Annotated in this window: 21 protein-coding genes and 1 pseudogene; 10 read left to right on the top strand and 12 right to left on the bottom strand. The window is 44.1% G+C overall.

The features are described 5' to 3' along the window. Positions 1-49: 49 nt before the first annotated feature. From QUB35_RS15725 to QUB35_RS15705, 5 genes are all read left to right on the top strand, one after another. Positions 50-244, top strand: coding sequence for a heavy-metal-associated domain-containing protein (locus QUB35_RS15725; protein WP_333142784.1), 195 nt, complete (start codon positions 50-52; stop codon positions 242-244). Between the two features lie 55 nt (positions 245-299). Then, entirely contained in the window at positions 300-2,003 is a 1,704-nt protein-coding gene (locus QUB35_RS15720; RefSeq protein ID WP_333142783.1) for a multicopper oxidase domain-containing protein, read from the top strand. Between the two features lie 139 nt (positions 2,004-2,142). Beyond that, entirely contained in the window at positions 2,143-3,678 is a 1,536-nt protein-coding gene (locus tag QUB35_RS15715; RefSeq protein ID WP_333142782.1) for an NAD(P)/FAD-dependent oxidoreductase, read from the top strand. A gap of 66 nt (positions 3,679-3,744) precedes the next feature. Then, entirely contained in the window at positions 3,745-4,983 is a 1,239-nt protein-coding gene (locus QUB35_RS15710) for an FAD-dependent oxidoreductase (RefSeq protein ID WP_333142781.1), read from the top strand. A gap of 40 nt (positions 4,984-5,023) precedes the next feature. Then, positions 5,024-5,245, top strand: coding sequence for a hypothetical protein (locus QUB35_RS15705; protein WP_333142780.1), 222 nt, complete (start codon positions 5,024-5,026; stop codon positions 5,243-5,245). Positions 5,246-5,364: 119 nt separating this feature from the next. Here QUB35_RS15705 and QUB35_RS15700 read toward each other — a convergent pair whose 3' ends face one another. Beyond that, entirely contained in the window at positions 5,365-6,303 is a 939-nt protein-coding gene (locus QUB35_RS15700; protein WP_333142779.1) for a GIY-YIG nuclease family protein, read from the bottom strand. 683 nt (positions 6,304-6,986) lie between these two features. Between QUB35_RS15700 and QUB35_RS15695 the strand changes: the two genes are divergently transcribed. From QUB35_RS15695 to QUB35_RS15685, 3 genes are all read left to right on the top strand, one after another. Then, positions 6,987-7,295, top strand: coding sequence for a hypothetical protein (locus QUB35_RS15695; RefSeq protein WP_333142778.1), 309 nt, complete (start codon positions 6,987-6,989; stop codon positions 7,293-7,295). A gap of 92 nt (positions 7,296-7,387) precedes the next feature. Further along, positions 7,388-8,452 (top strand): ATP-binding protein, encoded by a 1,065-nt coding sequence (locus QUB35_RS15690; protein ID WP_333142777.1) that lies wholly within the window; start codon positions 7,388-7,390, stop codon positions 8,450-8,452. Continuing rightward, entirely contained in the window at positions 8,445-11,087 is a 2,643-nt protein-coding gene (locus tag QUB35_RS15685; protein WP_333142776.1) for a S8 family peptidase, read from the top strand. Before QUB35_RS15690 ends, QUB35_RS15685 begins: the two co-directional genes overlap by 8 nt. A gap of 224 nt (positions 11,088-11,311) precedes the next feature. Here QUB35_RS15685 and QUB35_RS15680 read toward each other — a convergent pair whose 3' ends face one another. After that, positions 11,312-11,518 (bottom strand): hypothetical protein, encoded by a 207-nt coding sequence (locus QUB35_RS15680; RefSeq protein WP_333142775.1) that lies wholly within the window; start codon positions 11,516-11,518, stop codon positions 11,312-11,314. A gap of 66 nt (positions 11,519-11,584) precedes the next feature. Here QUB35_RS15680 and QUB35_RS15675 point away from each other — a divergent pair, with 66 nt between their 5' ends. Beyond that, on the top strand, positions 11,585-11,908 hold the full coding sequence (locus QUB35_RS15675; RefSeq protein ID WP_333142774.1) for a hypothetical protein: 324 nt from the start codon (positions 11,585-11,587) through the stop codon (positions 11,906-11,908). A 133-nt stretch (positions 11,909-12,041) separates the two neighbouring features. Here QUB35_RS15675 and QUB35_RS15670 read toward each other — a convergent pair whose 3' ends face one another. The 3 genes from QUB35_RS15670 to QUB35_RS15660 all read right to left on the bottom strand — a co-directional run bounded on the left by QUB35_RS15670 (position 12,042) and on the right by QUB35_RS15660 (position 13,833). Continuing rightward, positions 12,042-13,016, bottom strand: a complete 975-nt coding sequence (locus tag QUB35_RS15670) for a hypothetical protein (protein ID WP_333142773.1) — start codon at positions 13,014-13,016, stop codon at positions 12,042-12,044. Positions 13,017-13,215: 199 nt separating this feature from the next. After that, complete coding sequence (locus tag QUB35_RS15665; RefSeq protein WP_015211780.1) at positions 13,216-13,410, bottom strand: heavy-metal-associated domain-containing protein; 195 nt, start codon at positions 13,408-13,410, stop codon at positions 13,216-13,218. 267 nt (positions 13,411-13,677) lie between these two features. Next, positions 13,678-13,833 (bottom strand): hypothetical protein, encoded by a 156-nt coding sequence (locus tag QUB35_RS15660; protein WP_333142772.1) that lies wholly within the window; start codon positions 13,831-13,833, stop codon positions 13,678-13,680. Between the two features lie 64 nt (positions 13,834-13,897). On the opposite strand from QUB35_RS15660, the pseudogene QUB35_RS15655 reads away from it, so the two are divergent. Continuing rightward, positions 13,898-14,960 (top strand): annotated as a pseudogene (locus tag QUB35_RS15655) (IS630 family transposase). Between the two features lie 361 nt (positions 14,961-15,321). Here the strand turns inward: QUB35_RS15655 and QUB35_RS15650 are convergent. The 7 genes from QUB35_RS15650 to QUB35_RS15620 all read right to left on the bottom strand — a co-directional run bounded on the left by QUB35_RS15650 (position 15,322) and on the right by QUB35_RS15620 (position 22,297). Further along, the gene (locus QUB35_RS15650; protein ID WP_333142771.1) at positions 15,322-15,735 is read right to left on the bottom strand and encodes a heavy metal-responsive transcriptional regulator; all 414 of its coding nucleotides are present in this window, start codon (positions 15,733-15,735) and stop codon (positions 15,322-15,324) included. A 178-nt stretch (positions 15,736-15,913) separates the two neighbouring features. Next, the gene (locus QUB35_RS15645) at positions 15,914-16,891 is read right to left on the bottom strand and encodes a cupredoxin domain-containing protein (protein WP_333142770.1); all 978 of its coding nucleotides are present in this window, start codon (positions 16,889-16,891) and stop codon (positions 15,914-15,916) included. A gap of 259 nt (positions 16,892-17,150) precedes the next feature. After that, positions 17,151-19,409, bottom strand: a complete 2,259-nt coding sequence (locus tag QUB35_RS15640; RefSeq protein WP_333142769.1) for a heavy metal translocating P-type ATPase — start codon at positions 19,407-19,409, stop codon at positions 17,151-17,153. Between the two features lie 45 nt (positions 19,410-19,454). Further along, positions 19,455-19,655, bottom strand: a complete 201-nt coding sequence (locus tag QUB35_RS15635) for a heavy-metal-associated domain-containing protein (RefSeq protein ID WP_333142768.1) — start codon at positions 19,653-19,655, stop codon at positions 19,455-19,457. A gap of 650 nt (positions 19,656-20,305) precedes the next feature. Then, the gene (locus QUB35_RS15630) at positions 20,306-21,226 is read right to left on the bottom strand and encodes a vitamin K epoxide reductase family protein (RefSeq protein ID WP_333142767.1); all 921 of its coding nucleotides are present in this window, start codon (positions 21,224-21,226) and stop codon (positions 20,306-20,308) included. A 91-nt stretch (positions 21,227-21,317) separates the two neighbouring features. Beyond that, positions 21,318-21,929, bottom strand: a complete 612-nt coding sequence (locus QUB35_RS15625; protein ID WP_333142766.1) for a cation transporter — start codon at positions 21,927-21,929, stop codon at positions 21,318-21,320. Between the two features lie 23 nt (positions 21,930-21,952). Then, positions 21,953-22,297 (bottom strand): metalloregulator ArsR/SmtB family transcription factor, encoded by a 345-nt coding sequence (locus QUB35_RS15620; RefSeq protein WP_333142765.1) that lies wholly within the window; start codon positions 22,295-22,297, stop codon positions 21,953-21,955. Positions 22,298-22,301: the final 4 nt, after the last annotated feature.

Here is a 22,301-nt window from a genome sequence, read left to right as displayed (position 1 = left end):
CCAAAACGTTTTTCTTGACTGAACCACACAAAAATAAGGATTTGACATTATGAAACTCCAATTAAAAGTTCCCAATATGACCTGTGGTGGTTGTGTAAACACCATTACTAAAGCGATTAGAACAGTCGATGCTAAAGCTACCGTTCAGGGCGATCCAAAAACCAAGATTGTATCAGTGGAAACTCAAGCCTCAGAAGCTGCAATCAAGGATGTAATTACGGCGGCTGGCTACCAAGTGGCTTAACAAAGTTCTGAAGGGACAAGACAAGCTTATTGACGTATTCAGAAATGAGAGCGATATGCCCATTAAAACCACTTACCAACATCCCCTAACCCGCCGAAACTTTCTTCGAGGGACTGGATTTGCAGGCGGACTTGTCATCGGAAGCGGAATTCACAGCCTGCTATCGAGTTGTTCGCCTCAATCTTCCACCACAGAAATGGCTCAGGGGAACACCGTAGCCCGTGGGCCGAATGCAAAATTTATTCCCGATATTGAAATCAACCTGAAGGCTGCACCGACAACGGTTCCAATCTTGCCGGGACAAATGACCCAAGTTTGGTCTTACGCAGCACAACTGGTCAAGGGCGACCCAAACAGCTTACAAACCATTCCCGATAGTTATTTAGGCCCCATTATTCGCGTTCGCAAAGGTCAGCGCGTGCGGGTCAACTTCCAAAATAACCTTCCTCAAGGGCAAGCCAGCATTGTGCATTGGCATGGATTGATTTTACCAGAGGAGATGGATGGACATCCTCGCTTTGCGATTCAGCCAGGACAGACCTATATCTACGAGTTTGAGGTGATTAATCGGGCAGGTATGAACTGGTTTCATCCTCATCCAGACGGGCTTACAGGGCAGCAAGCCTATGCTGGCTTGGCGGGGCTATTTATAGTGACGGATCAAGAAGAAGCGACCCTTAATCTACCCACCGGGGCTTATGAGATACCGATTGTGCTGCAAGATCGTACCTTAGATGCCAATAATCAACTCCTCTATCTCGGCAGCAAAATAGGTACCCCCCGTAATAGCAACATGGGTGGGATGCAACAGGATAACTCAGGTCAATCCAGCAATGACATGAGCAGCATGATGGGCTTTTTGGGTCAAAAGATATTCGTGAATGGTAAGCCCAACTTCACACTTTCTGCGGCGACACGAGTCTACCGCCTTCGCCTCTTAAATGGATCTAATTCACGTATCTACAAGCTTGCGTGGAGCAGTGGCGATCCACTGACCATCATTGGCACTGATGGTAGCTTACTGCCTCGACCTACCGAACGAAAGTATGTCATGTTAGCGCCAGGTGAGCGGATTGATGTTTGGGCAGATTTCAGTAAGTTGAAAGTTGGTACAGAAGTATCTCTAAATAGTCTGGCTTTTTCAGGAGCAGAAAATGTAGGAGGTAGCAGCATGAGCGGCATGATGAGTTCTGACAATGCCCCGGAACTTGGTTCAGCGATGATGCTATTCAACGTCAAGATTGAGCGCAAAGAAAAAGAAACTCTGCGACTCCCCACTCAACTAGCAGCCCTACCACTATTGCGTCCAGAAGATGCCGTTAATGCCACCCAGCCACGACCTATTGAGCTTTCTCTCAAAGGTATGAAATGGGTGATTAATGGGCAGCCCTTTGAAATGAATACTGCATTACCGCAAGAAACCGTAAAGCTAAATTCGATCGAACAGTGGGAGATTATCAATAAACTCAACCCCGGAGCCATGATGGATGCGAAGGGGATGGCGCACCCTATCCATCTACACGGCGTGCAGTTTCAAGTTATTAGTCGGGAAGTGCTGCCAGAACTTGCCGCAGGATGGCAAACTGTCAAGGATGGCTATGTAGACGAGGGCTTGAAGGATACTGTAATGGTAATGCCGGGTGAGCGAGTGAAGCTGCTCATGAAATTTGAGAAATACAGCGGCTTATATACATACCACTGTCATACCTTAGAGCACGAAGACGCTGGCATGATGAGAAATTATCGAGTCAAGGAATAATCAGGCATCTATCAGGCTAGTTAACCCGCTGTAATTGGTTCTAACTTCAATTTCAAAGCCTTTCACTGGATGTCTAATTCTGAGGCTACAGGCGCTACAGCGATCTTGTAAAGATGTTTATTGTTCGAGGGACTCTCTTATGAAACCGGATTACCTGATTATCGGCAGTGGTTTATCAGCATTGACCTTTGGTGCTTTGATGGCAAACTCCGGCAAGACTGTGCAAATCCTCGAAGCTCACGAGCATCCAGGGGGATTTGGGCATACGTTTACAATGGCTAAAAAGTATACATTCAATGCTCAATTTCACTACGTCTGGAACTGTGGTGAAGGGCAAACTGTCAATCAAGTGCTCAAAAAACTGGGCTTGGATAAGGAAGTAACTTTTGAACGTTATGACCCGGACGGCTTTGACCATATGCGAATGCCAGGGTATGCGATTGATATTCCGTCAGAGCCAGAAGAACTGATCCAGCGATTATCGGCTCTATTTCCGGCACATGGCGATCGCATTCGCCAATTCGTTAACGAAGTAGAAAAGACTGGCGTAGGCTTGAAAATAATTGCTCCTCCAATTAAGCCGATTAAATTACTCAAACACCCAAGTGAAGCATTATGTGCTTTCCAGCATCTCAACAGCACACTTCAAGATGTATTTGACAAGTTTCAGCTACCCCAAGCCGCTCAAACCCTATTGGCTCTGCAATGGCTTGATTTTTTATTACCTCCAAATCAACTCTCGTTTTATGCTTGGGTGGCATTGTTCCGAGGCTATCAAGCAGGTGCATTTTACCCAACCCAGCATTTTGAGGATGTGATTAATTCCTTAGTCAAGGTGATTGAATCACATGGGGGAGAGGTGTTGCTAAACCATGAAATCACGAATTTTAGAGTCACAGACAGAACGGTTACGGGAGTTCAGGCAATGGATCTCACCAATAATCAAACCTCCGAATTTACGGGTGATACGGTGATTTGCAATATTGACCCTCAAAGAGCCGCCAAGATGATCGGTGAGGAAAAGTTCTCCAAAACTGTGCGTCGAAAACTTAACTATGAATATTCGGCATCTAACTACATGGCGTATTGCGTCGTCAAGGATATCGACCTGCGAGACTATGGATTTGGCAAGTGGAACCTCGCCCATAGCGGGCATCAAGACCTGAATGAATCCTTCGCACAGATGTACGATCGCCATGACTTTTCTAATCCTAGTTTTGCGATCACAACGCCTACTTTACTGACGGAAGCGAGTCGAGATTGCCCAGAAGATTGCCAAATTGTGGAATTTCTCACAGTTGCCAATTACGGCTATTTCAAGCAATTGCGGGAGAGCGATCGCAAAGCTTACAACCAGAAGAAGCAAGAAATCTTGGATTCCATCCTGGATGTTGTGGAAAAACACTATGTGCCGAACTTTAGAAAGCACATGGTCTTCCATATTACGGGCAGCCCGACCACCAATGAACGCTTTTGCTGGTGTCCCAGTGGGAATTCTTACGGCTCCATTCTGACACCGCGCAATGTGGGTCTAGGGCGACTGAATCATGAAACCTCACTCAAGCAGTTCTATTTCTGTAATGCCTCATCTGGCTATCCAGGCTTTGCTGGCACAGTTTGGACGGGAGCATTGCTCTATCAACGATTATCGGGCGACGTGCTTTTAGACGACTAAACAGATGATGTCTACGACGAACTACGCCTACGCGCATTATCCATTTCATAAACTTAGAGGTCAATTATGAGAATCGCTGTTATTGGTGGCGGAGCTAGCGGCATGGCTACAGCCTACCTGCTTGATAAAGAAGGGCATCATGTCACCGTGTTTGAGCGGCAGCCCATGTTAGGAGGGCACATTCGGACATTGAACAAGAACGTGCAGCCGAACCAGTCCGATTGCGATGAAATTTTGGAAAGTGGAGTGCTCGAATTCCCGACTGTCTTTTACAACTTCATCGCGCTGATGCAAGAACTAGGGGTAGAACTAGAACCCGTCGATATTGGTTCAGCCATGTTTCTTAAAGATGGCAGCCACTTTCTATCGGCAGTCACGATCGAGAAGAACTTTGTAGGTGTCCACGGGCTGATCGAACAGTTACGCCTCGATACCATCTATGCCCGTTCTGCGGGATTATGGCTGAGAACGAAATTTGCTAACTTGCAAAATTTGTCCAATCGTCCGCTGTCGGAATATTTGCCAGGCTCCGGTAGCCGCGATACCTGGCTAAAGTTGTTGGTTATGTATAGCTATTCAATCCCATTTGAACTGATTGATGATTTTCCAGCAGAGTTGGCGATTCCGATGTTACGCGACTATCTCGCAGTCAACTGGGTCAGGGTTAAGGGCGGCGTGTATGCTTACATTGAAAAAATCCTGGAACGCTTTAAGGGTGAGATTTTGCTGAATGTAGAGATTGACCGTATTTCCAGAAGCTCGGATGCTGTGAAAATTGTGCGCTCGACGGGTGAAATTCAGGAGTTTGATAAAGTCGTGTTTGCTACGCCCCCTGACCAGGTGATGGCGCTGTTAGCTGACCCGACCGACGCTGAAACTAAACAGTTTTCCGGCTGGAAAGCCCACTATGCAACGACCTTAGTTCATAGAGATATTTCCATGTACGCCCGACATGGCGTTACACAACCCTCAGAATTTGATTTCTTCCAAAAGCCAGACAGTCGCTGGGGCTATAACGCCTGCCTAAATCAGCTTTGCGGTATCTCGTCGCCACAGCATAATTTTTTATCGTTCCAACTAGAGGAGTTGATTGCACCCGATCGCATCATTCACACTCAGGAACATCACACCCCACTCTACACCACTGAGTCGTTCCGCTATCGGGATGAAGTAGTTGCCACCAATGGCGAGAACAATACCTACCATGCGGGAGCCTACCTTGGCGATGGCTTGCATGAAGGAGCGATCGCTTCTGCCTTTCGAGTCGCTCAACTGATTGGGTCAAGCCTTGAGTCAGCTCCTTGACCCAAAACAAGGAACTAAATTTTTATTGAAGTGAGTAACTATGCGTTTCTCAATTCTGCCGACTCCTGCCAATTCTGAACTTTCGATCGCACAAGTCCGGGCGGCTCATCAGGCAGAGCTAGACGCGATCGCGCATTATTGTCGCCTAACGAGTTACCTTGCGGCGGCTCAAAATGCGCTCGATCTAAATGTTGATCTTTATGGCTCGCTCGATTGGGCATATCGAGAGATGGCCTTGCTTAATCAGGGTATGAAAAAATAACTTTAAAATCGAGAAGCTTTGTGATACTGGTTTCTATGATTTGCATATTTAGCCTTTCATACCGTAAATCAGCAACGCCGGATTAAAAAGTTTCTTTTTTCCAGAAAGTTGAAGTTGAGTCAGGACTTCAGGCCAATTCGAGGCGTGTGGCTCCAGTTCAGACCGATCGCATCCGACTCAACATCACTCAACACTTTTGCTTCCATCCCGTACAAATCATTCAGCACCGCCTTGACGTTCGGAAACGCAAAATACTCTGTCAGCTTGCCAATGCGATAATTAAAAGCTTTGTACCGGTGCTTGAAGTACAGCTCCACATTCCCCCGGTGTTCCCACAGTCCCAGCAAATTGACGGTCACATCCGAGTAATGCGCTTTCACATCCCGCTGCACTTCGGCGATGCGTTCCTCGATCGATCGAGTTGTTACCCCAATTTTATAGAAGCAGCTTTCGTCAGCTTTTACCTCAAGGAAGTAGAGCGAGTTCACCAGAATCCGACGAAGCTGTGCTCGATAAATCAGCAAATCAGCCCGCCGTTCATCCAAACAAGATAAACCCGCAGCTTCAGCAATCTCTACAGAGCCTTCCAACGAAGCCAGCTCCGACAGCAGCAAAGGTTCCTGGACTTTGTTGAACAGCGCCAGGGGAAGCGCGCCAACGGGGATTTTACCCAAGTCGGTAAAGTGATAAGTGCGATCGCCCGACGACTCCACCAATCCTTTGAGTTCCCACCGAAAGTTTACCAAGTCTTTGGGAATGGCGTAATTTTGTGCGCCGTACTCTTTCCACAGCACTTTCAATTGCTCTAATTCCTCACCTTTAAGTCGCACGTTGAAGTTATCGTAGAGGGGAAGCGATGGAAACGCTTTGGTTTTAATCCGCTGCGAAACGGGCTTGCAAGTTTCCCCGGTGTGCGCGAAGTGATGTTCTTTCACGGAACCCTTTTTCGCTGTGAGGGAGCCTCCGCAGTAGAGGCAAGCGAGGTTAGTTTTTCCGCGCACAACCTCATCAATGCTCGCCAGTTCTCCGCTGGGAGCAACACCAAATTTAAGCCACATAGTCAAAAGTTCTCCTAAAAGCAGGTTTTCGTAGATGCACCTGCTCCACACGATCGAGAATTGTAACAAATCCAGGGGTGAGAACTTCTGGCGGGCGTGAGTAAAGCGATCAGCACTCGATGCTGTTGATGCGTGACTTTAATCCTTGCATCCACCAAAATCTAAAATCTAAAATCTAAAATAGACCTCTTGCAAAAAAAATATGTGTTATACTTAAAAGTTTGCTCAAGTTTAGGTCAAACTTTGAATTATTGGGTTGATTGGCCTCTCCTTAAACTTGCCCAGCCTGCTAGATTATAAAATTGGCTAAACTTTCCATAATAGCACAAAATTATTTTGCAAGAGGTCTAATCTAAAATTGCTCGTCACCAATCGGGAATTTCTTCAGTCCGAGGCTGATAGGTATTGTGAGAGTTGCTCTCTCGCTAACGGCACAGCGGGCAATTCATGCTCTAATCCGCTACTTGGTTCAAGACGGGACTGGACAAAATTAGCCCGTTCCTTCGCTGACCGTCATACAGCGCGATCGCACTACTTGGTCTGGTAAGCACGATTATGCTTTGCTTCGGCTGCTGTGGGGTAATGCTTTGAGACGAAACAACGGCGGCTGCGACCAACAAGCCGTTACCTAAATGCTTGCCTCTATGTTTTGAATGTTTTTACTGGCTTGGATCAGTAATTCGTTGATTAGAGCTTGTTTTTGCCTGCGAGCAAGTCCTAGATTTTGCGGCATTGGCGACGATAGAGTATTGGCTGTCAGTGGTTTTACGTTTGAGGTGGCTAGAGAAGTTCTAAAAACTCTCCAGGAGAAGTATCCGGGGCTTTTGAGCGATCGGGAGCCAAACCGGTTAATTTTTGTCAAGGAGTCGCAGGCAGGAGATTCTAAGCTGGTAGAGTTCGATGTGGGAAAAGTAGTAGCAGCTTGGGCTGAGGGTAAGTTTGTAGTACCGGTGTGGTTAGATGTGAGATGTGATTTATGGGCGGTTGCGTGAGAGAGTGGAGGGGTAAAGTGCGATCGCTCGAACTGGTGGACTTTGATTGGTTGAAATAGTACAATGGTACTATATAGTAGCAAATCAGCAAAATGAAAGGAGACGTGCTTAAACGGCTATTTAGAGCGATCGCCAGTGAAGATAAAACGGCGATCCAAAGTATGCTATCTGTAGTCGTTGAGGAAGAACGTAAAAAAGGACACACCCTCCTAGCTGAACAACTCCAAAATATTACCCACAAAAGTAATTCTCAATCTTCTCGTATCCCTCCTGAGATTCCAGCACTTTCACCTAAGCTCTCTCGTGATGCAATTTCTTCTGCACCTTCTAGCGGTGTTCTTTCAAAGACACATGATACTCACTCCCTAACCTTGCTATCGAGCAAGCAACGTTTTAACCATCCCTTTATTGTTACGGTTCCTAGAGAGCGTTTACGACACCATATGATTCTTTCAGATGCTGTGGAAGATCGTTTTCGTCGTATAGAAAAAGAATATGTTGCACGTGACCGACTAGCTCATCATGGTTTACGCTACCGCCAAAAAATACTACTCTATGGTACTCCGGGGTGCGGTAAAACTATGGGAGCCGAACGTCTAGCTTGGAATACAGGACTTACTCTCGTAAAAGTACGTTTTGATGCAATGGTTTCTTCCTTTTTAGGGGAAACTGCAACCAATTTGCGCGAAGTATTTGAAACAGCCTCTCAAACTCCTTGTTTGTTATTTATTGATGAATGTGATGCGATCGCTAAATCACGAGAAGACGTTCAGGAAGTAGGAGAAATCAAGCGAGTGGTTAATACTTTTTTACAACTACTTGATGAATATGAAGCCTCAAATGGATTACTTGTTGCAGCCACAAATTTAACTAAATTTCTGGATGAAGCTGTATGGCGACGATTTGATGATGTCATCGAAGTGCCAAAACCAACACCCGCAGAAATTGAGGCTATTTTGAAACAGACACTTTCTTCTGTAGAGTTGGGTATAATCGACTGGAGAAATATTGTGCTGAAATTAGACAAGCTTTCAGCAGCACAAATTGTTCGAGTTGCTCAAGATGCGGCTAAACGCGCCATCCTTGATCGAGAAGAGCTTGTCATCCAAGAACACTTAGAGGCATCTATTCAAGACGTTATAATTTCCCATGTCTGAACAATTAAATCAATTTTCTCATTTACCTCTACGTTTGACTAATGAAGGAACTGCTACGCCATCTCCCGGAGGTGCGAAAAAAACCTCTACAACAACGCTGGCTAATAAAGGTGATGTAGGTGGACATAGTAGCAAGTTAAATTCTTCTATTTCATCTATTGTCTCAAATTGGGAGAAAGAACGCGAAAAACGCGAGGAAGATTGTAAGCCTAATCTGCCAGATGCAATTTCATTCATTTTACAAGTAGATCCTAATTTATTTGATGCAGATGCCCTGAAAAGTTTCGGGATTGAAATAGTTGCTGATCTAGAGGAGGGCTACATTATTGGAGCTTCAGCAGATATAAAACTCTCGGAACTCAGAAAAAAGATTCAGCAATTTATTGAGTCTGAGCATGGGGGCGGCAAAGTTCCAGAAATATGGGAAATTTTGGAGGGGACTCAACGACCAGAATATATCCTTTCCCCTAGCCTTAAAGAACAGTGGGGTCAGATTTTAGATCATCAAGAATATATTGTAGATGTAGGTATTTCTTGCATCAACATTCAAGAACAATATTCGAGATGCCCCAAGCGGGAACGTTTTCATAACGATGACAAGTATCTGAAAAGCATTAATAAATGGTTAGATAAACATAATCTCACATCTGAAGAATGGGATGATCTTTATTGGGTAAGAGAACAGCAATTTCAAAAATTTATTCAAGATCCACTATATCGTGGAAAAATTTTGAAGTCCAGTCCAGGTAATGAAATGGGTATTTCACGCCTACCCGATAGCTTTTCCTGCCGAATTCGCATACTTGGTAAAGGTCTGAAGGATCTTGTCCTCAACTTTCCATATATATTCGATGTCAGTGAAATCGATGAATTTATCGCTCCATCCGTTACACCTAATAACTCTGAATCAGATCGGGAACAGTTTGAATTACAAGCACCTGATCCAAACGCACCCAAAGTTTGTATTATAGACAGTGGTATTCAAGAAATTCACCCTAAACTGAAAGTTGCGATTGACTCTAATCTCTCTACATCTTGGGTACCTGGAGAAACGAATATGACTGCTGATTATTGTAAATATGGTGGACATGGCACTAGAGTTGCAGGAGCAGTTTTATATCCACGAGGCATTCCTCAAACAGGTCGTCAGCAGGCAGTGTGTTGGCTTCAAAATGCTAGAATTCTCAATGCGGAAAACGAACTACCTAAAGGGTTTTTCCCGCCTAACGTTTTAGAAGAAATTGTGGAGATTTATTATCGCCAAACTAGAACACGAATTTATAACCACTCAGTAGCTGCAATTTCCCCATGTCGCACCCAATCAATGACTCCTTGGGCAGCAGCTATCGATAAACTAAGTTGGGAAAATGATGTTCTCTTCATTGTTGCGGCGGGCAATATTGAAGCAAAGTCCAACTATGTGACGCGCCCTTCAATTTACGCTCACATACAAGCTGGTCGTAACTATCCACAATATCTGCTGCAACCCTCTGCACGGGTCGCTAACCCAGCACAGAGTTTTCAAGCTCTAACTGTTGGCTCTGTTGCTCATTGTACCTACAATAAGCCGCCTCTAAGGTCGATAGCAGAAGAGAATTATCCTTCTTCTTTCTCCTGTTCTGGCCCAGGCATTTGGGATACTATTAAACCAGAAGTGGTTGAATATGGTGGGGACTATGTGATTGACTCACCAACTTCACCAAATTTCACTACACCAGAATCAGTTAGTCCAGAATTAATTCGTTCAACCCGTGATAGTGGTAAAGCTGTTAGTGCCGATGCCGTAGGGACATCATTTGCTGCTCCTAAAGTTACACATATCGCTGCCGCATTAGCAGCAGCATTACCTCAAGAAAGCACACTGCTTTACCGCGCACTCATCGTTCAATCAGCACGGTTACCAGCTTGGACGAATAATTCGGAGACTAATTTATATCATGCCATTCGGACTATGGGTTATGGAATTCCAGATATCTATCGCGCCCTTGGCAATTCCCTAAATCGTGTAACGCTGACAACTAGAGGGACAGAACGCATTAAAGCTCGACAAGCCAAGGTTTATCAAGTAAAAGTGCCAGAAAATTTCCTACCTCAAGGGGAAGGATTTGACATTCTGATTGAAATTACCCTTTCTTATGTGGCTGAACCTCGTCGTACCCGACGTAACTGTAGGAAATATCTATCAACTTGGTTAGATTGGACTTGTAGCAAACGGGAAGAAGATCCCAAGCGTTTTCTAGCTCAAGTTCTCGAAGACTATGATGCACCAGAAGAAACCGAGAAAGATAACGAGCTATTCCAATGGACATTGGGAAAAAGACAGTTAGGCAAAGGCCAAACACGAGCAAATGGCATTGATGGCATAGTAAAGGAACTGTCTCGAAGGAGAGGAACTGTTCAGAAAGATTGGGCGACTGTAAAGTCTTATGAGCTACCCAAAAGCTTCTGTATTGCTGTAGTTGGACATACAGGATGGAACCAAAATAGCAATGCTGACGTACCTTTTGCTCTGGCTGTTAGTTTTGAAGCAGTAAATTCAAGTATCGATGTATATGGCTCGTTTGTTGAAGCTGAGGTGAAAGCAGGTACTGAAGTTAAATTGCAGGAGAAAATACAAATTCAGCAATCAGTCTAAAAAGCTAAAGTATTTCGGATTATTTTCCCAGTATAGGGGTAATACAAGGGAAGCTACTACTAACTACAAACTAAACTATATAGCTTATTTTGCTCTACAAAAAGTTCTACATTTTGTTTGCGAATTGAAACTTTACCTTTTTTGCCTTCTATTTAGTAAGTTAATCGGCTTCTGATATTTTTCCATATCCACAAAACTCAGAAAACACCCCTGACACCACCCATCTACCCACTGCGCCGGAACTTTAAACCTAGCCTCACAGTTAGGACATTCTGACAGCAAGCGTAACTGATGCCGTAGCTTGCGGGGCGGAACGCCATCGCACCCCTGCATCCTTTTAAACTGCTAGATGAATTATTTTCTATTCTTAAAGAAGTTTCTACACGGGCTGCTGCATGAGGCACAGCAGTAAAACCTGGGGCGTTACACATAATCTCACCTGAAGCCCAATTGTGATTGCAGTGAAACCTGGCTTTTTGTGCTGAGGAACGCGGGGAGTGGCAGTTTTCCTCGCTCTTGAATGTTTAAAATCCAAGATAGCCGGCGATCGCCCAAGTCGGTATGGAGAATCACCGCCGTTGCTAAAAGTAACAAACACGGGATTTTTAGTAGTGCAGTCTAAAAAAGTGTACGTCCAAGTTCACCCCCACCATGCCACTTTTCCTGAGTCGGAGCAAAAACGCGCCACAGTCCAATCCCTCCACCGCCCACAAGGAGCAACACGAGCAATAACGAAGGGGACGATCGCCGACAAGAAGCGGACTCTGAATGGATTTGTAGATTGGTGTTTGAAGAAGGTTGTAATTCCGATGATTCCATAGTTTACTCATGATTTATCGCCAAGGAGTTTTGCTATCAGCCACCAGTAGTTAGCTGATAGCAAAATGTTGAGAAATCAAGCATTTGAAACAAAAATCTGTTTCTCTGCTTCAGAAACGAAAAATGCGAGTATAACTATTCCACGTTTACCCAAAAATCAGCCGTGACAATTTGACCATTACGATTGAACTGCCCCCAAAGCTTATATTTTCCTGGTTGGGGGAAACTGGTCATAAAGTGAACCTCTCCTGCTGGAGTATCTTTCAAGGCATGAGCATGAATATAGTCGGCTTTTGTCAACGGTAATGACTGCTTGAGGATAACTAAGTGTCCTCTTTCCCCTAAATAGGGCTGTAAATCCTTCAGCGGTTGGTTGCTACTAGCATCTTGCAAATTGAAAATTAAGTTAACTCCTTGTCCTGCTTTTATTTGAGGTTGAGAAAACGTGAGGTTAGCCTTAGTATTTCCCAAAGTTTTTGTGGTAGCCATGTCAACTTTTGACCGAGCTAAAGCTTGACCAGGAACTTGCATTTTTAAGACAGAAACTTGTTCTGCATTTTTTGCTGGTTTGTAATCACTGAACAGCGTGTAACCACCAGAGCCGGGAAAATCAGTTTGAACTTCAAAGTGTCCATTTCCTTTATAGGTGGGGTGAATATGATTGAAATATTGGAGATTATCGCTAACGACAATCAGGTGCATTAATTGTTCTTGAAATTTATCAAAATCAGCAATAGACTTTCCCTCTTTGTTTTGGACTTCAATTACCAAAGGTACGGGAGTTGTGGGCGCGATATAGGAGGGAACTGTCAGCTTAGCAATAGCATTTGCAGGTTCGGCATCGGAATGCCCTGAATGACCACCATCATGATGTTGTTCTCCCGCGTCATGGGTTTTGGAATCCTCCATATTATGACCCTCATGAGGATTTTTATTAGCTCCTGATTTTTGGACATTATCCATTACATGACCCTCATGAGAACTTGTATTTGCCACTTGTGAGGCAGAAGAACTTGATGTTTTGCCAAATTTTGTGCTTGAGGGTGAGAAGCAACCTTGAGTTAGGATGAGAGTTGAAGTAATAGCAATTGCAGTTAAAAATGGGTTCATTGTTTTCTCCAGTTAGTAAACTTGAGGTTGTCGATTTATCAGGGGTTCAGATTTTGCTATTCTCGTTTGGAGTTTTTAGTTAAGGGCATTCTTGTAAATGAATCCTAAAAACTACTGATAAACTCCACAGTTAAGATGAATATTTAGGATTGGCGGCTAGCCAAAAGCTAACCGCTGGCAGGAAAAAAAACTAAAAGGTTTACACGGATGGATAGCCAGCCGCAGCTATTGCTTCTTTGATTGCTGTTTCGGAGGCTTGAGTTTCTATGCTGACAAGTTTGGTTTTTGGATTGGCTTGAACCGAGGCAGTAGAATCAAGCGTTTGAATAACTTTGGTGATAGCATTCACGCAAGCAGAACAAGCCAGTTTAGGAACAGTTAGTTGCAGTACCATAGCCTTCAATTTCTAATCGATGGTGATTAATGGGTGAAGTTGGTTGAGTAAATCAATCGTGAATTTACTCAACCTAATAACAGCTTAAATTCTCTATTCGACTGGAGAGTCAAGGGGTAGCGAAAAAAACTTAACAAATTTTTTCAGAATAAACCGACATAAGTAGGTAGGCAGGAAAAATTATCTTTATGTAACAAAAGATTAAGTGTGGTGATTGGATTTAAATTTAACACGTTGGGGTACGGTAGTTTTTTCTTTCTCCTCTATCTAACTTCTAAGTAGTAGGACATAAATAAACAGTGTGGTATAAAGAAATATTAAGCGATCGACTGTGATGAGCGATCGACTGTGATGAGCGATCGACTGTGATGAGCGATCGACTGCGATGAGCGATCGACTGTGATGAAAGCAAATGCTAAACAAACAGCTTCTCAGAAATTGCCGTAAAAATTCAGTTATAATGCTTAAATTATATCAGTATCAAGCGATGTCATCACCACCATTAAGAGTTTTTCTCAATTGTGAAGAAGAGCAGACACTTTGGGAATTAAGAAAAGTCAAAAATATTCCTGCTAGAACCAAAGAGCGAGCCGAAACTGTCCGATTATCAGCGCAAGGCTGGCGAGTTGAAAAAATTAGCCACTATTTGAAATGTTCGCCAAACACAGTACGTTCAACCTTACACAGATGGAAAGAAAAAGGATTAGAAGGATTGTGGGATGCCCCGCGTCCAGGTAGGAACAAAAAATGGCTCCCATCAGACATCGCCGCCGTAGAAGAAAAATTAGAAATAGAACAAAGGACTTACAATAGTAAGCAATTGTGTCAGTTCTTAGCAACGGAACGTCAAGTGAGTTTAAGTGAACGCCAACTGAGAAGAATCCTCAAAAAAAAACTTATTGTGGAAAAGAACACGGACTTCTCATAAATCCAAACAAAATCCCACCCAAAGAAAAACTGGTCAAGCGGACCTAGATATGCTGGAATGGGCAGCAGCAGCGGGGGATATTCACTTAAAATACTTAGATGAATCCGGCTTTAGTCTGTGGGCGCAAGTGTGTTATACCTGGGCAAAAAAAGGGGAACAAAAACGAATTGAGCAAACAAAAAAGAAAGGAAGACGACTTAATATCTGTGGTTTATTAGAAATAGACAACAGTTTTGAATACGGTTTAGCTGTTAAAAACTTCAACAGCAAGTCCTATATTAAATTGATGGATTGGCAGGCACAGAAAGCACAAGTAAAGCTGGTAAAATCAGGAGTTATTACTGTTATTGTTCAAGATAGGGGTTCTATTCATACTAGCAAAGTTGTTAAAGAACGTCATGCCTATTGGGAGAGTCAAGGTTTATATTTGTTTAACCTACCCTCCTATTGTTCGGAAATGAATCGGATTGAAAATGAATGGCAAAGACTAAAGGAAGATGAATTGGCGGGACGAATGTTTGCGGATGAATATGAATTAGCAATTGCCGTCATGGAAGCAGTTGAAGCCAGAGCGACGCAATCTGGTTATGAAGTACAAAGATATCGTTTCCATTCCGAATAGTTAGGTTTTTGAACTATTAGGAAGTGTTTTCTTCTTGCCTATTTAATCTTTCTTAACATAGCATTGTTTATTTATGTCCGACTACTTACTCCCTGAATTACGGTGTAGGCAAGCTCTAGCTCATTGTCAAGTATTTGACCTGCTAATTGATCTTTTTTAATGTGTTGCAACTCTAATATTTAGGCACCAAGAAGATATATAAACCCTGATTTTCCGACTTTGACCATAAGTGTTGAACTTGCCTTAATCAGTGTATGGGGCAGTTGTGTTGAGCGATATTATTTTTTGATAAGAAACCAGTGTGTTAACTTCTATAACCTCCGTTGACATACCGATCGAAACAATTAAGTTATAGAAAAATTTACTTTTTTTGAATCAGAGGACAAATGATGGAATCAACCTTTTCTAGTAAGGTGGGCGAACCTGAAAGTAATCCTTCCAACTCTAGTTTGAGGATAAATAGTTGCTGAATTTGTAGATCGATAGCGAGCAGTTTATCTTGCAACTGGACTTTGATGTGTTCACAAGGCAACTCTCCCCCATCGTGAACCGTCAATAATTCTTGAATCTCGGCTAAACTTAATCCCAAAGTTTGGGCGCGTTTAATAAACCTTAGCCGATTCAAAATATCAGAATTAAATAATCTATATTTCCCCTCGGTTCTGCCTGATGCCTTGATTAAACCGAGTTCCTCATAGTAGCGAATGGTTTTGATCGGTACACCGCTTTCTTTCGCAACTAAACCAATGAGTTTTTGCTTTTCTTGAACTAACATACTCATTTCCTCTACTGAATCCAACTCTAAGCTTATGATAAACTATCCAGTCGAGTGGAGAGTCAAGAGGGGCTAGACATTTTTTTGAATGACAGAGTGGCGATCGCCTGAATGTCGCAACTTTGGGTAGCAGTAGGCGTCTGGACAAACCATTCGAGCGATCGCACTTGGTTGACGGTCAGTTATTTAAGGCCTGAGCAGCCATTTCATCTGGGTCAGAGACGTTAGCGGCTTGCACTTCTATGGTACCGCGAAACATATTCATGCCACAACTAAAAGTGTGGTTTCCTACGTCTTCGGGAGTGAATTCAATGGTTGTTACTTGATTCAAAGACAAATCGGTAGCAATGCCAAAATCTGGAATCAGCACTTTCGCTAAACAACCACTGGGATTTTCGCGTAAAAAGTTGAGTTGAACGGGTTTACCTGCTTTAACTACCAGATGATTAGGCGTGTAGCCTTTGTTAACCATGATAGTCACTTTCTGGATGCCCTGGTCAACAGTTGGATTGATTTGCATAGCTTCAGCGTCAATTATTGTTTCAGGCTGATGTGTTGACATGGATGAATTGAACTGGGATTCTGTTAGTGTTTGAGGTTCCTCGAACCCCGTTGATTCAAGTTGTTGGTCTTCGGTGGCGATAATTTCGCCTCGAAACATATTCATGCCACAGCTAAAGACATAACTGCCAGCTTTTTTAGGTGTGAATTCAACAGAGGTTACTTGATTCAGATGCAAATCTGCTGCAATATGAAAATCTGGAATTAAGACTTGTTCCAAACAACTGCTAGGATCTTGGCGGTGAAAGTTAAGACGCACTGGTTGTCCAGCTTGCACAACAATGCGGCTGGGTTCATAGCCACCATCAACGGTGACGGTTACTTCTTGAATTCCTCCACTGGCTGTAACTGCTTTCTGAGATTTGGGTTTGCTAAGGAGAAACCACCAAAGTTCTAAACTAATTAATCCCATTCCAGCCAGAGTAACTAAAATCTTGTTACTTAAGGGTTGTTCAATGCGATGAAACTGACTTCTTTGCTGTGTTTGAGTTGGGTGTGTTTCATGGGTATTTTGCGCTATTCCTTCACCAGATAACATTCCTAGTACAACCCCGAGACTAGCAATAGTACCGATAATTGTTGTTTTGCCGCTCATTTGAAAACCTCCTAAAAAATAAACAAGATTATGGGAGTAAGAGCGGGTTTTGAACAAAGGTATTTAGTAAATTTCCTTCGTGATTGACAAAACCCGTGCTATCGTTCGATGTTTCATTCATCAGAGTGCAAAAATAGGCTACGTTAACACTCCAAAAATTGAACCGGAAATTACCCCAAGCAGAAAGCCAAATCCTGCTAATGTTCCTAGAAATGTAAGTTGCTTGTTCATCATTAGTCCCTCTTAAGCACGAATCAAATTAGCCAACATTTTTGGGTCGAAAGTTACGGAGACGCAACGCATTTGTTACTACAGAAACGGAACTAAATGCCATTGCTGCCCCGGCAATAATTGGATTGAGGAGCCATCCAAAAATCGGGAAAAGAATTCCGGCGGCGATCGGAATGCCTGCCACATTGTAGACAAAGGCAAAAAACAGATTTTGTTTGATGTTTTGGATCGTAGCGCGAGACAGTTGAATGGCAGTAACAATGCCTTGTAAGTCACCAGAAATTAGAGTGATATCGCTAGCTGCGATCGCGACATCTGTTCCTGTGCCAATTGCCATGCCTACGTCAGCTTGAGCAAGTGCAGGTGCATCATTGATTCCATCCCCCACCATTGCGACAATTTTTCCCTCTGCCTGAAGATTTTCGATTTGAGCGACTTTTTGATCGGGACGAACTTCTGCAATAACTCGTGTGATGCCGACTTCCCGCGCTATGACTTCCGCCGTGCGACGGTTATCACCTGTTAGCATTACCACTTCTAATCCCATCTTTTGTAAAGTGCGAATTGCGACAACAGAAGATGGTTTCACGGCATCGGCAATGCCCATAATTCCTTCTACTTTGCCATTTACGGCAATCCAGATAACCGTCTTTCCGAGATATTCCAATTGATCCCACGGTTGCTGCAAACTACTGGTATCAATTCCCAATTCATTCATCCAACGATGAGTTCCAATTTGCACCCACTGATTGGATACATACCCTTGCACACCACTGCCTGCGTGAGCCTCGAACTCCCGTGAATCCGTCAGCTCCACTCCTTGAGATTGGGCATATTGCACCACCGCTTCTGCCAGAGGATGTTCTGAATTCCGTTCGACGGATGCAGCGAGGCGCAGAAGTTTTAGCTCGTTACCATTGGCGGTACCATTAACCGTTATAAAGTCCGTTACAGTGGGTTTACCTTGGGTAATCGTGCCTGTTTTGTCTAAAACAACAGTTTGCAGTTTGTGCGCCAGTTCTAAACTATCTGCACCTTTAATCAAAATTCCGTTTTCTGCCCCTTTACCTGTACCCACCATGATCGAGGTTGGCGTGGCTAAGCCAAGCGCACAGGGACAAGCAATAATCAGCACGCCCACGGTGGTAATCAATGCCATTGTGACGTTGCCCATGATGTTGTACCAGATGATGAAGGTAGCGATCGCAATGGCAATCACAACAGGGACAAACCATCCCGTAACGCGATCGGCTAATCGCTGAATCGGTGCCTTGGAGCCTTGCGCTTGCTGCACCAGTTTAACGATTTGCGCCAAAAACGTATCTTTACCCACTCGTGTGGCTCGAAATTTGAAGCTTCCAGTCTTGTTGATAGTCGCTCCAATCACTTCATCACCAGGCTGCTTTTTCACGGGTACACTTTCACCCGTCACCATTGCCTCATCAATCGTTGAGGAGCCATCAATAATCTCGCCATCCACGGGAATCTTTTCACCCGGACGAACTAGAATGACATCTCCCAACACTACCTCAGCGATGGGAATGTCCACCTCTCGTCCATTACGAATTACCCGCGCCGTTTTTGCCTGCAAACCCATAAGAGAACGAATTGCTTCTGAGGTTTGTCCCTTAGCGCGGTTTTCCAACAGTCGTCCTAGCAAGAGCAATGCAATAATTACAGATGCCGCTTCAAAGTACACATCTGGTTTAAGACCCTGACTGATAAACCACTGGGGAGAGAAGGTGGGAAATAGAGAATAGAGGTAAGCTGCCCCTGTCCCGATCGCTACTAGCGTATCCATTGTCGCCGTATGACGCTTCAAGGCTTTCCAGGCATTGATGTAGAAAGACCTACCCGCCCAAAACAAGACTGGAGTAGTGAGTACAAGTTGTAGCAAGGGATGGTGCAGCCACATGGGAATCAAGGGAATAGGCAATCCCGTCATCGCAGGCAGCGAGCCAATCACGATAACGGCGCTGATAATACCGCTAACCCACACCTTACGGGTCAAGTCCTGATTTTCACTTTGCCGCGCCTGCCGTTCTGCATCATCTTCTGGAGCAAGTACATCATCTTGCATCGGCAGAGCAGAATATCCAGCCGCATCCACGGCATCCTGAATCGCTGCTACATCAGTTTGGCTGGGATTATATGTAACGCTGGCTTGTTCAGCTCCAAAATTAACATTGCACGTCTCAACTCCCGGAACTGAGCGGATTGCCTCTTCGATGTTACTTGCACAAGAGGCACAACTCATGCCTCGCAGTTTCATAGTGGCGTTTTCCATACAAAACCTCCTTATTTTCATCCTTAATATGGGTCTGAGAAATCTTTAGTGACACGTAACGGGATAACCTGCCGCTGTAATGGCATCTGTAATAGCGGCTTCAGATGCTTGAGTTTGGATATTGACCAGTTTGGTTTTGGGATCTGCCTGGACATTTGCGGCGGCATCTACTGTCTTGATGGCTTTGGTAATGGTTTCGCCACAAGCTGAACACGCCATGTTAGGGACTTTTAGCTGTAGTGTCATGGTTGTATTTCTCCTTTCCTTTGAGGGGTTAATCCTAACTTAAACTATCCAGCCTACTGGAGTGTCAAGGGGGAATGAAAAGAAATTTTTGAGAAGCTCTAAAAAGGAGAAACCAACACCCTGGACACCACGCTCCGCTGTCTCTTGAATCCCTAGGGCGTGTTTTCAAAGTCGGTGTATCCTAGATTGGGGCGACGATGTTTAGTTTTAAAACTTGTTGTTTAAGTCCCGCTAGCATGAAAAAGCGATCGCCACGCTCCAAGTACAGCGATCGCACAATATCAAGAGAATCCTTAGCCCTATACCTCTTCTTTTAACCCATCCTCCAACAGCATCCGCACTCTGGTTCACTTTCTTGCGCCCCGTCTTTTGTGCCAACATCGACAGTTTGCGACGATAAAAGCCTCAGAGTTGCTGCCAATCTCCAACGAATGCCCGAAAATCGTATTCGTCTCATCCGACTTTAGTTTCTCTCAGGAACAGAAACAATCAACAGTTTCTGTTCCTGAGAAAGTAACAAACTATAATCGATCGCCCATTAGCTACAACCGCACGATTACCATAAATATAAAATTGGGTATTTTTTCATACCTTAAACCGAGATGCGTGCGATCGACTATGATGAGGTCGATCGCCAAAAATCACTCTTGTCAACGTTGCTGATTTGAGAGGTTTCTAAATTCGCGAGTTCCCTGATAACCTGATAAATCAGCTAACTCCTGCAAAGATTTTTGCCCTGAGTAAAACTTACCATTAATTTCCCAAGTAGGAGTACCCTGAATCTTGGCAGCTTCACAAAGATCGCGGCGAGCATTCTTCCCTTGCGGATTGCACTCGATATAATTGATAATGCGAGCCGCTTCTTTGCCAAAACTTTCCTTCTGCATCTGACAGTGATCGCAGGTAAAAGAGCCGTACATTTTAGCTCCCACTCTTTTTAAATGTTGCGCTAAAGCAATTTCTGAAGTACCAGAAGATGTTGTAGTGTTCATACTTGTTTCTTTAGCCGTACCGAGATTATTGACATCGGCATAAAGAGCCAGAGAGGAAATCAGCACTAACATAGACACCAGAATCCCTATAAAAAATAGTTGCCCGATATCATCCCATTCGCGACCGATTAATGCTAAGACAAACAAGCTAGTTGCAAACAAAGCAGAAGCAATACAGTAAATACAAGCTGCTTTAATATCAACAGCCAGTACATACATCAGATAGCCGCTGAAAATCGTCATAGCTGTGCTACCAGCAAACAGAAATAAGCCCGTCCAAGACTCTAACTTAGAGCGGAGACTCTTCTGTTCTGCTGGATTAACAAGTAGGGGAGCTACGGCAAAAACTATCATGCTCAAGTAGCCCAAAAAACCGAACAAAGAAAGAGGCAAACCAAAGACATAGGCATAGGGACTCGAAAGCACGATATCGCAGCCTTCGATCGGACAAACTGCCGTTCCGTTGGATAACTTGACCACTGTTAGATAAGCAGTAGTCGCAGCCCCTATCGAGGCAATTCCTGCCGTGATGGGACGAGAATAGCGGTGAATCCAAGGCTGAGAACGTTGACGACGCATAGTATTTTTGACCTCAAAATGAATGTATGTCTCAATTGAACGAAGCGAGAAACCTTCAAATCGTTGGTGCCAAACTTGTTAAGCGATATTGCTACAGCCCCTGTTGCTTCATTCTGTCGCGTTGTGCATCTCGAATAATACTGATTCCACCCCAAACGACTAGGCTTGCGATTCCAAATCCAACAATTAAATCGGGAAATCGAGAATTAAATAGAGTCACTAGGAAACCTGCGACGATCACACTGAAATTTGCAATTACATCATTCTGCGTAAATATCCAACTTGCCCGCATATGTACCTCACCCTTACGATGCTTTGAGAGAAGGTACAAACCATAACTGTTAGCAATTAGGGCCAAAAAAGCCATTGCCATCATCCAACCCGATTCCGGTGAACTCCCCCAAACAAACCGTCGAATCACATCGACGACAACCATCACGGCTAACGTGATCTGAAAAATACCACTTAGAGTCGCTGCACGATTCTTATGATGCGCCGATTTGCCAACTGCATACAGCGACATCGTGTAAACCGAAGCATCTGCAAACATATCTAATGAGTCTGCAACTAAGGCAGTTGAATCCGCTAAAACTCCTGCCACAATTCCGACGACAAACATTGTGCCATTGATAAGTAACAGAATTCGCAGCGTTTTACGCTCGGCTGCGTTCTTGGCTTCCATGTGACATCCACAGTCTGACATCGTGCCTCCTAATTAGCTTGTTTTTATTCGTTCTTTGAGCAGTTGTAGCGGGTACACTCATAAACTCCTTTTGCTACATCAGCCAGTAACTCTTCAACCATTTCCAAAATCTCAGCAACTCGTGCATCGGCGAGTTGATAGCTCGTGTACCGTCCTTGCTGTACGGTGTTTACCAGACCGCAATCACGGAGACAGCTCAAGTGGTTTGAGGTGTTAGATTGCGATAGCCCGGTTGCTTCAACAATTTCACTCACGGTCATTGCACGCGATCGCAGCACGTCCAAAATCGCCAATCGTGATGGATCGGAAAACCCACGAAAGAGTTTTGCTTTCAAGCGAGTGGACTGGGATTGAGCAGAGACAATCATATGC

The sequence above is a fragment of the Microcoleus sp. B13-B6 genome, from assembly GCF_036705405.1.
Classification (GTDB): domain Bacteria; phylum Cyanobacteriota; class Cyanobacteriia; order Cyanobacteriales; family Microcoleaceae; genus Microcoleus.
The sequence above is the reverse complement of the archived record's forward strand: the minus strand, read 5'-3'. Positions and strand labels throughout refer to the sequence as shown.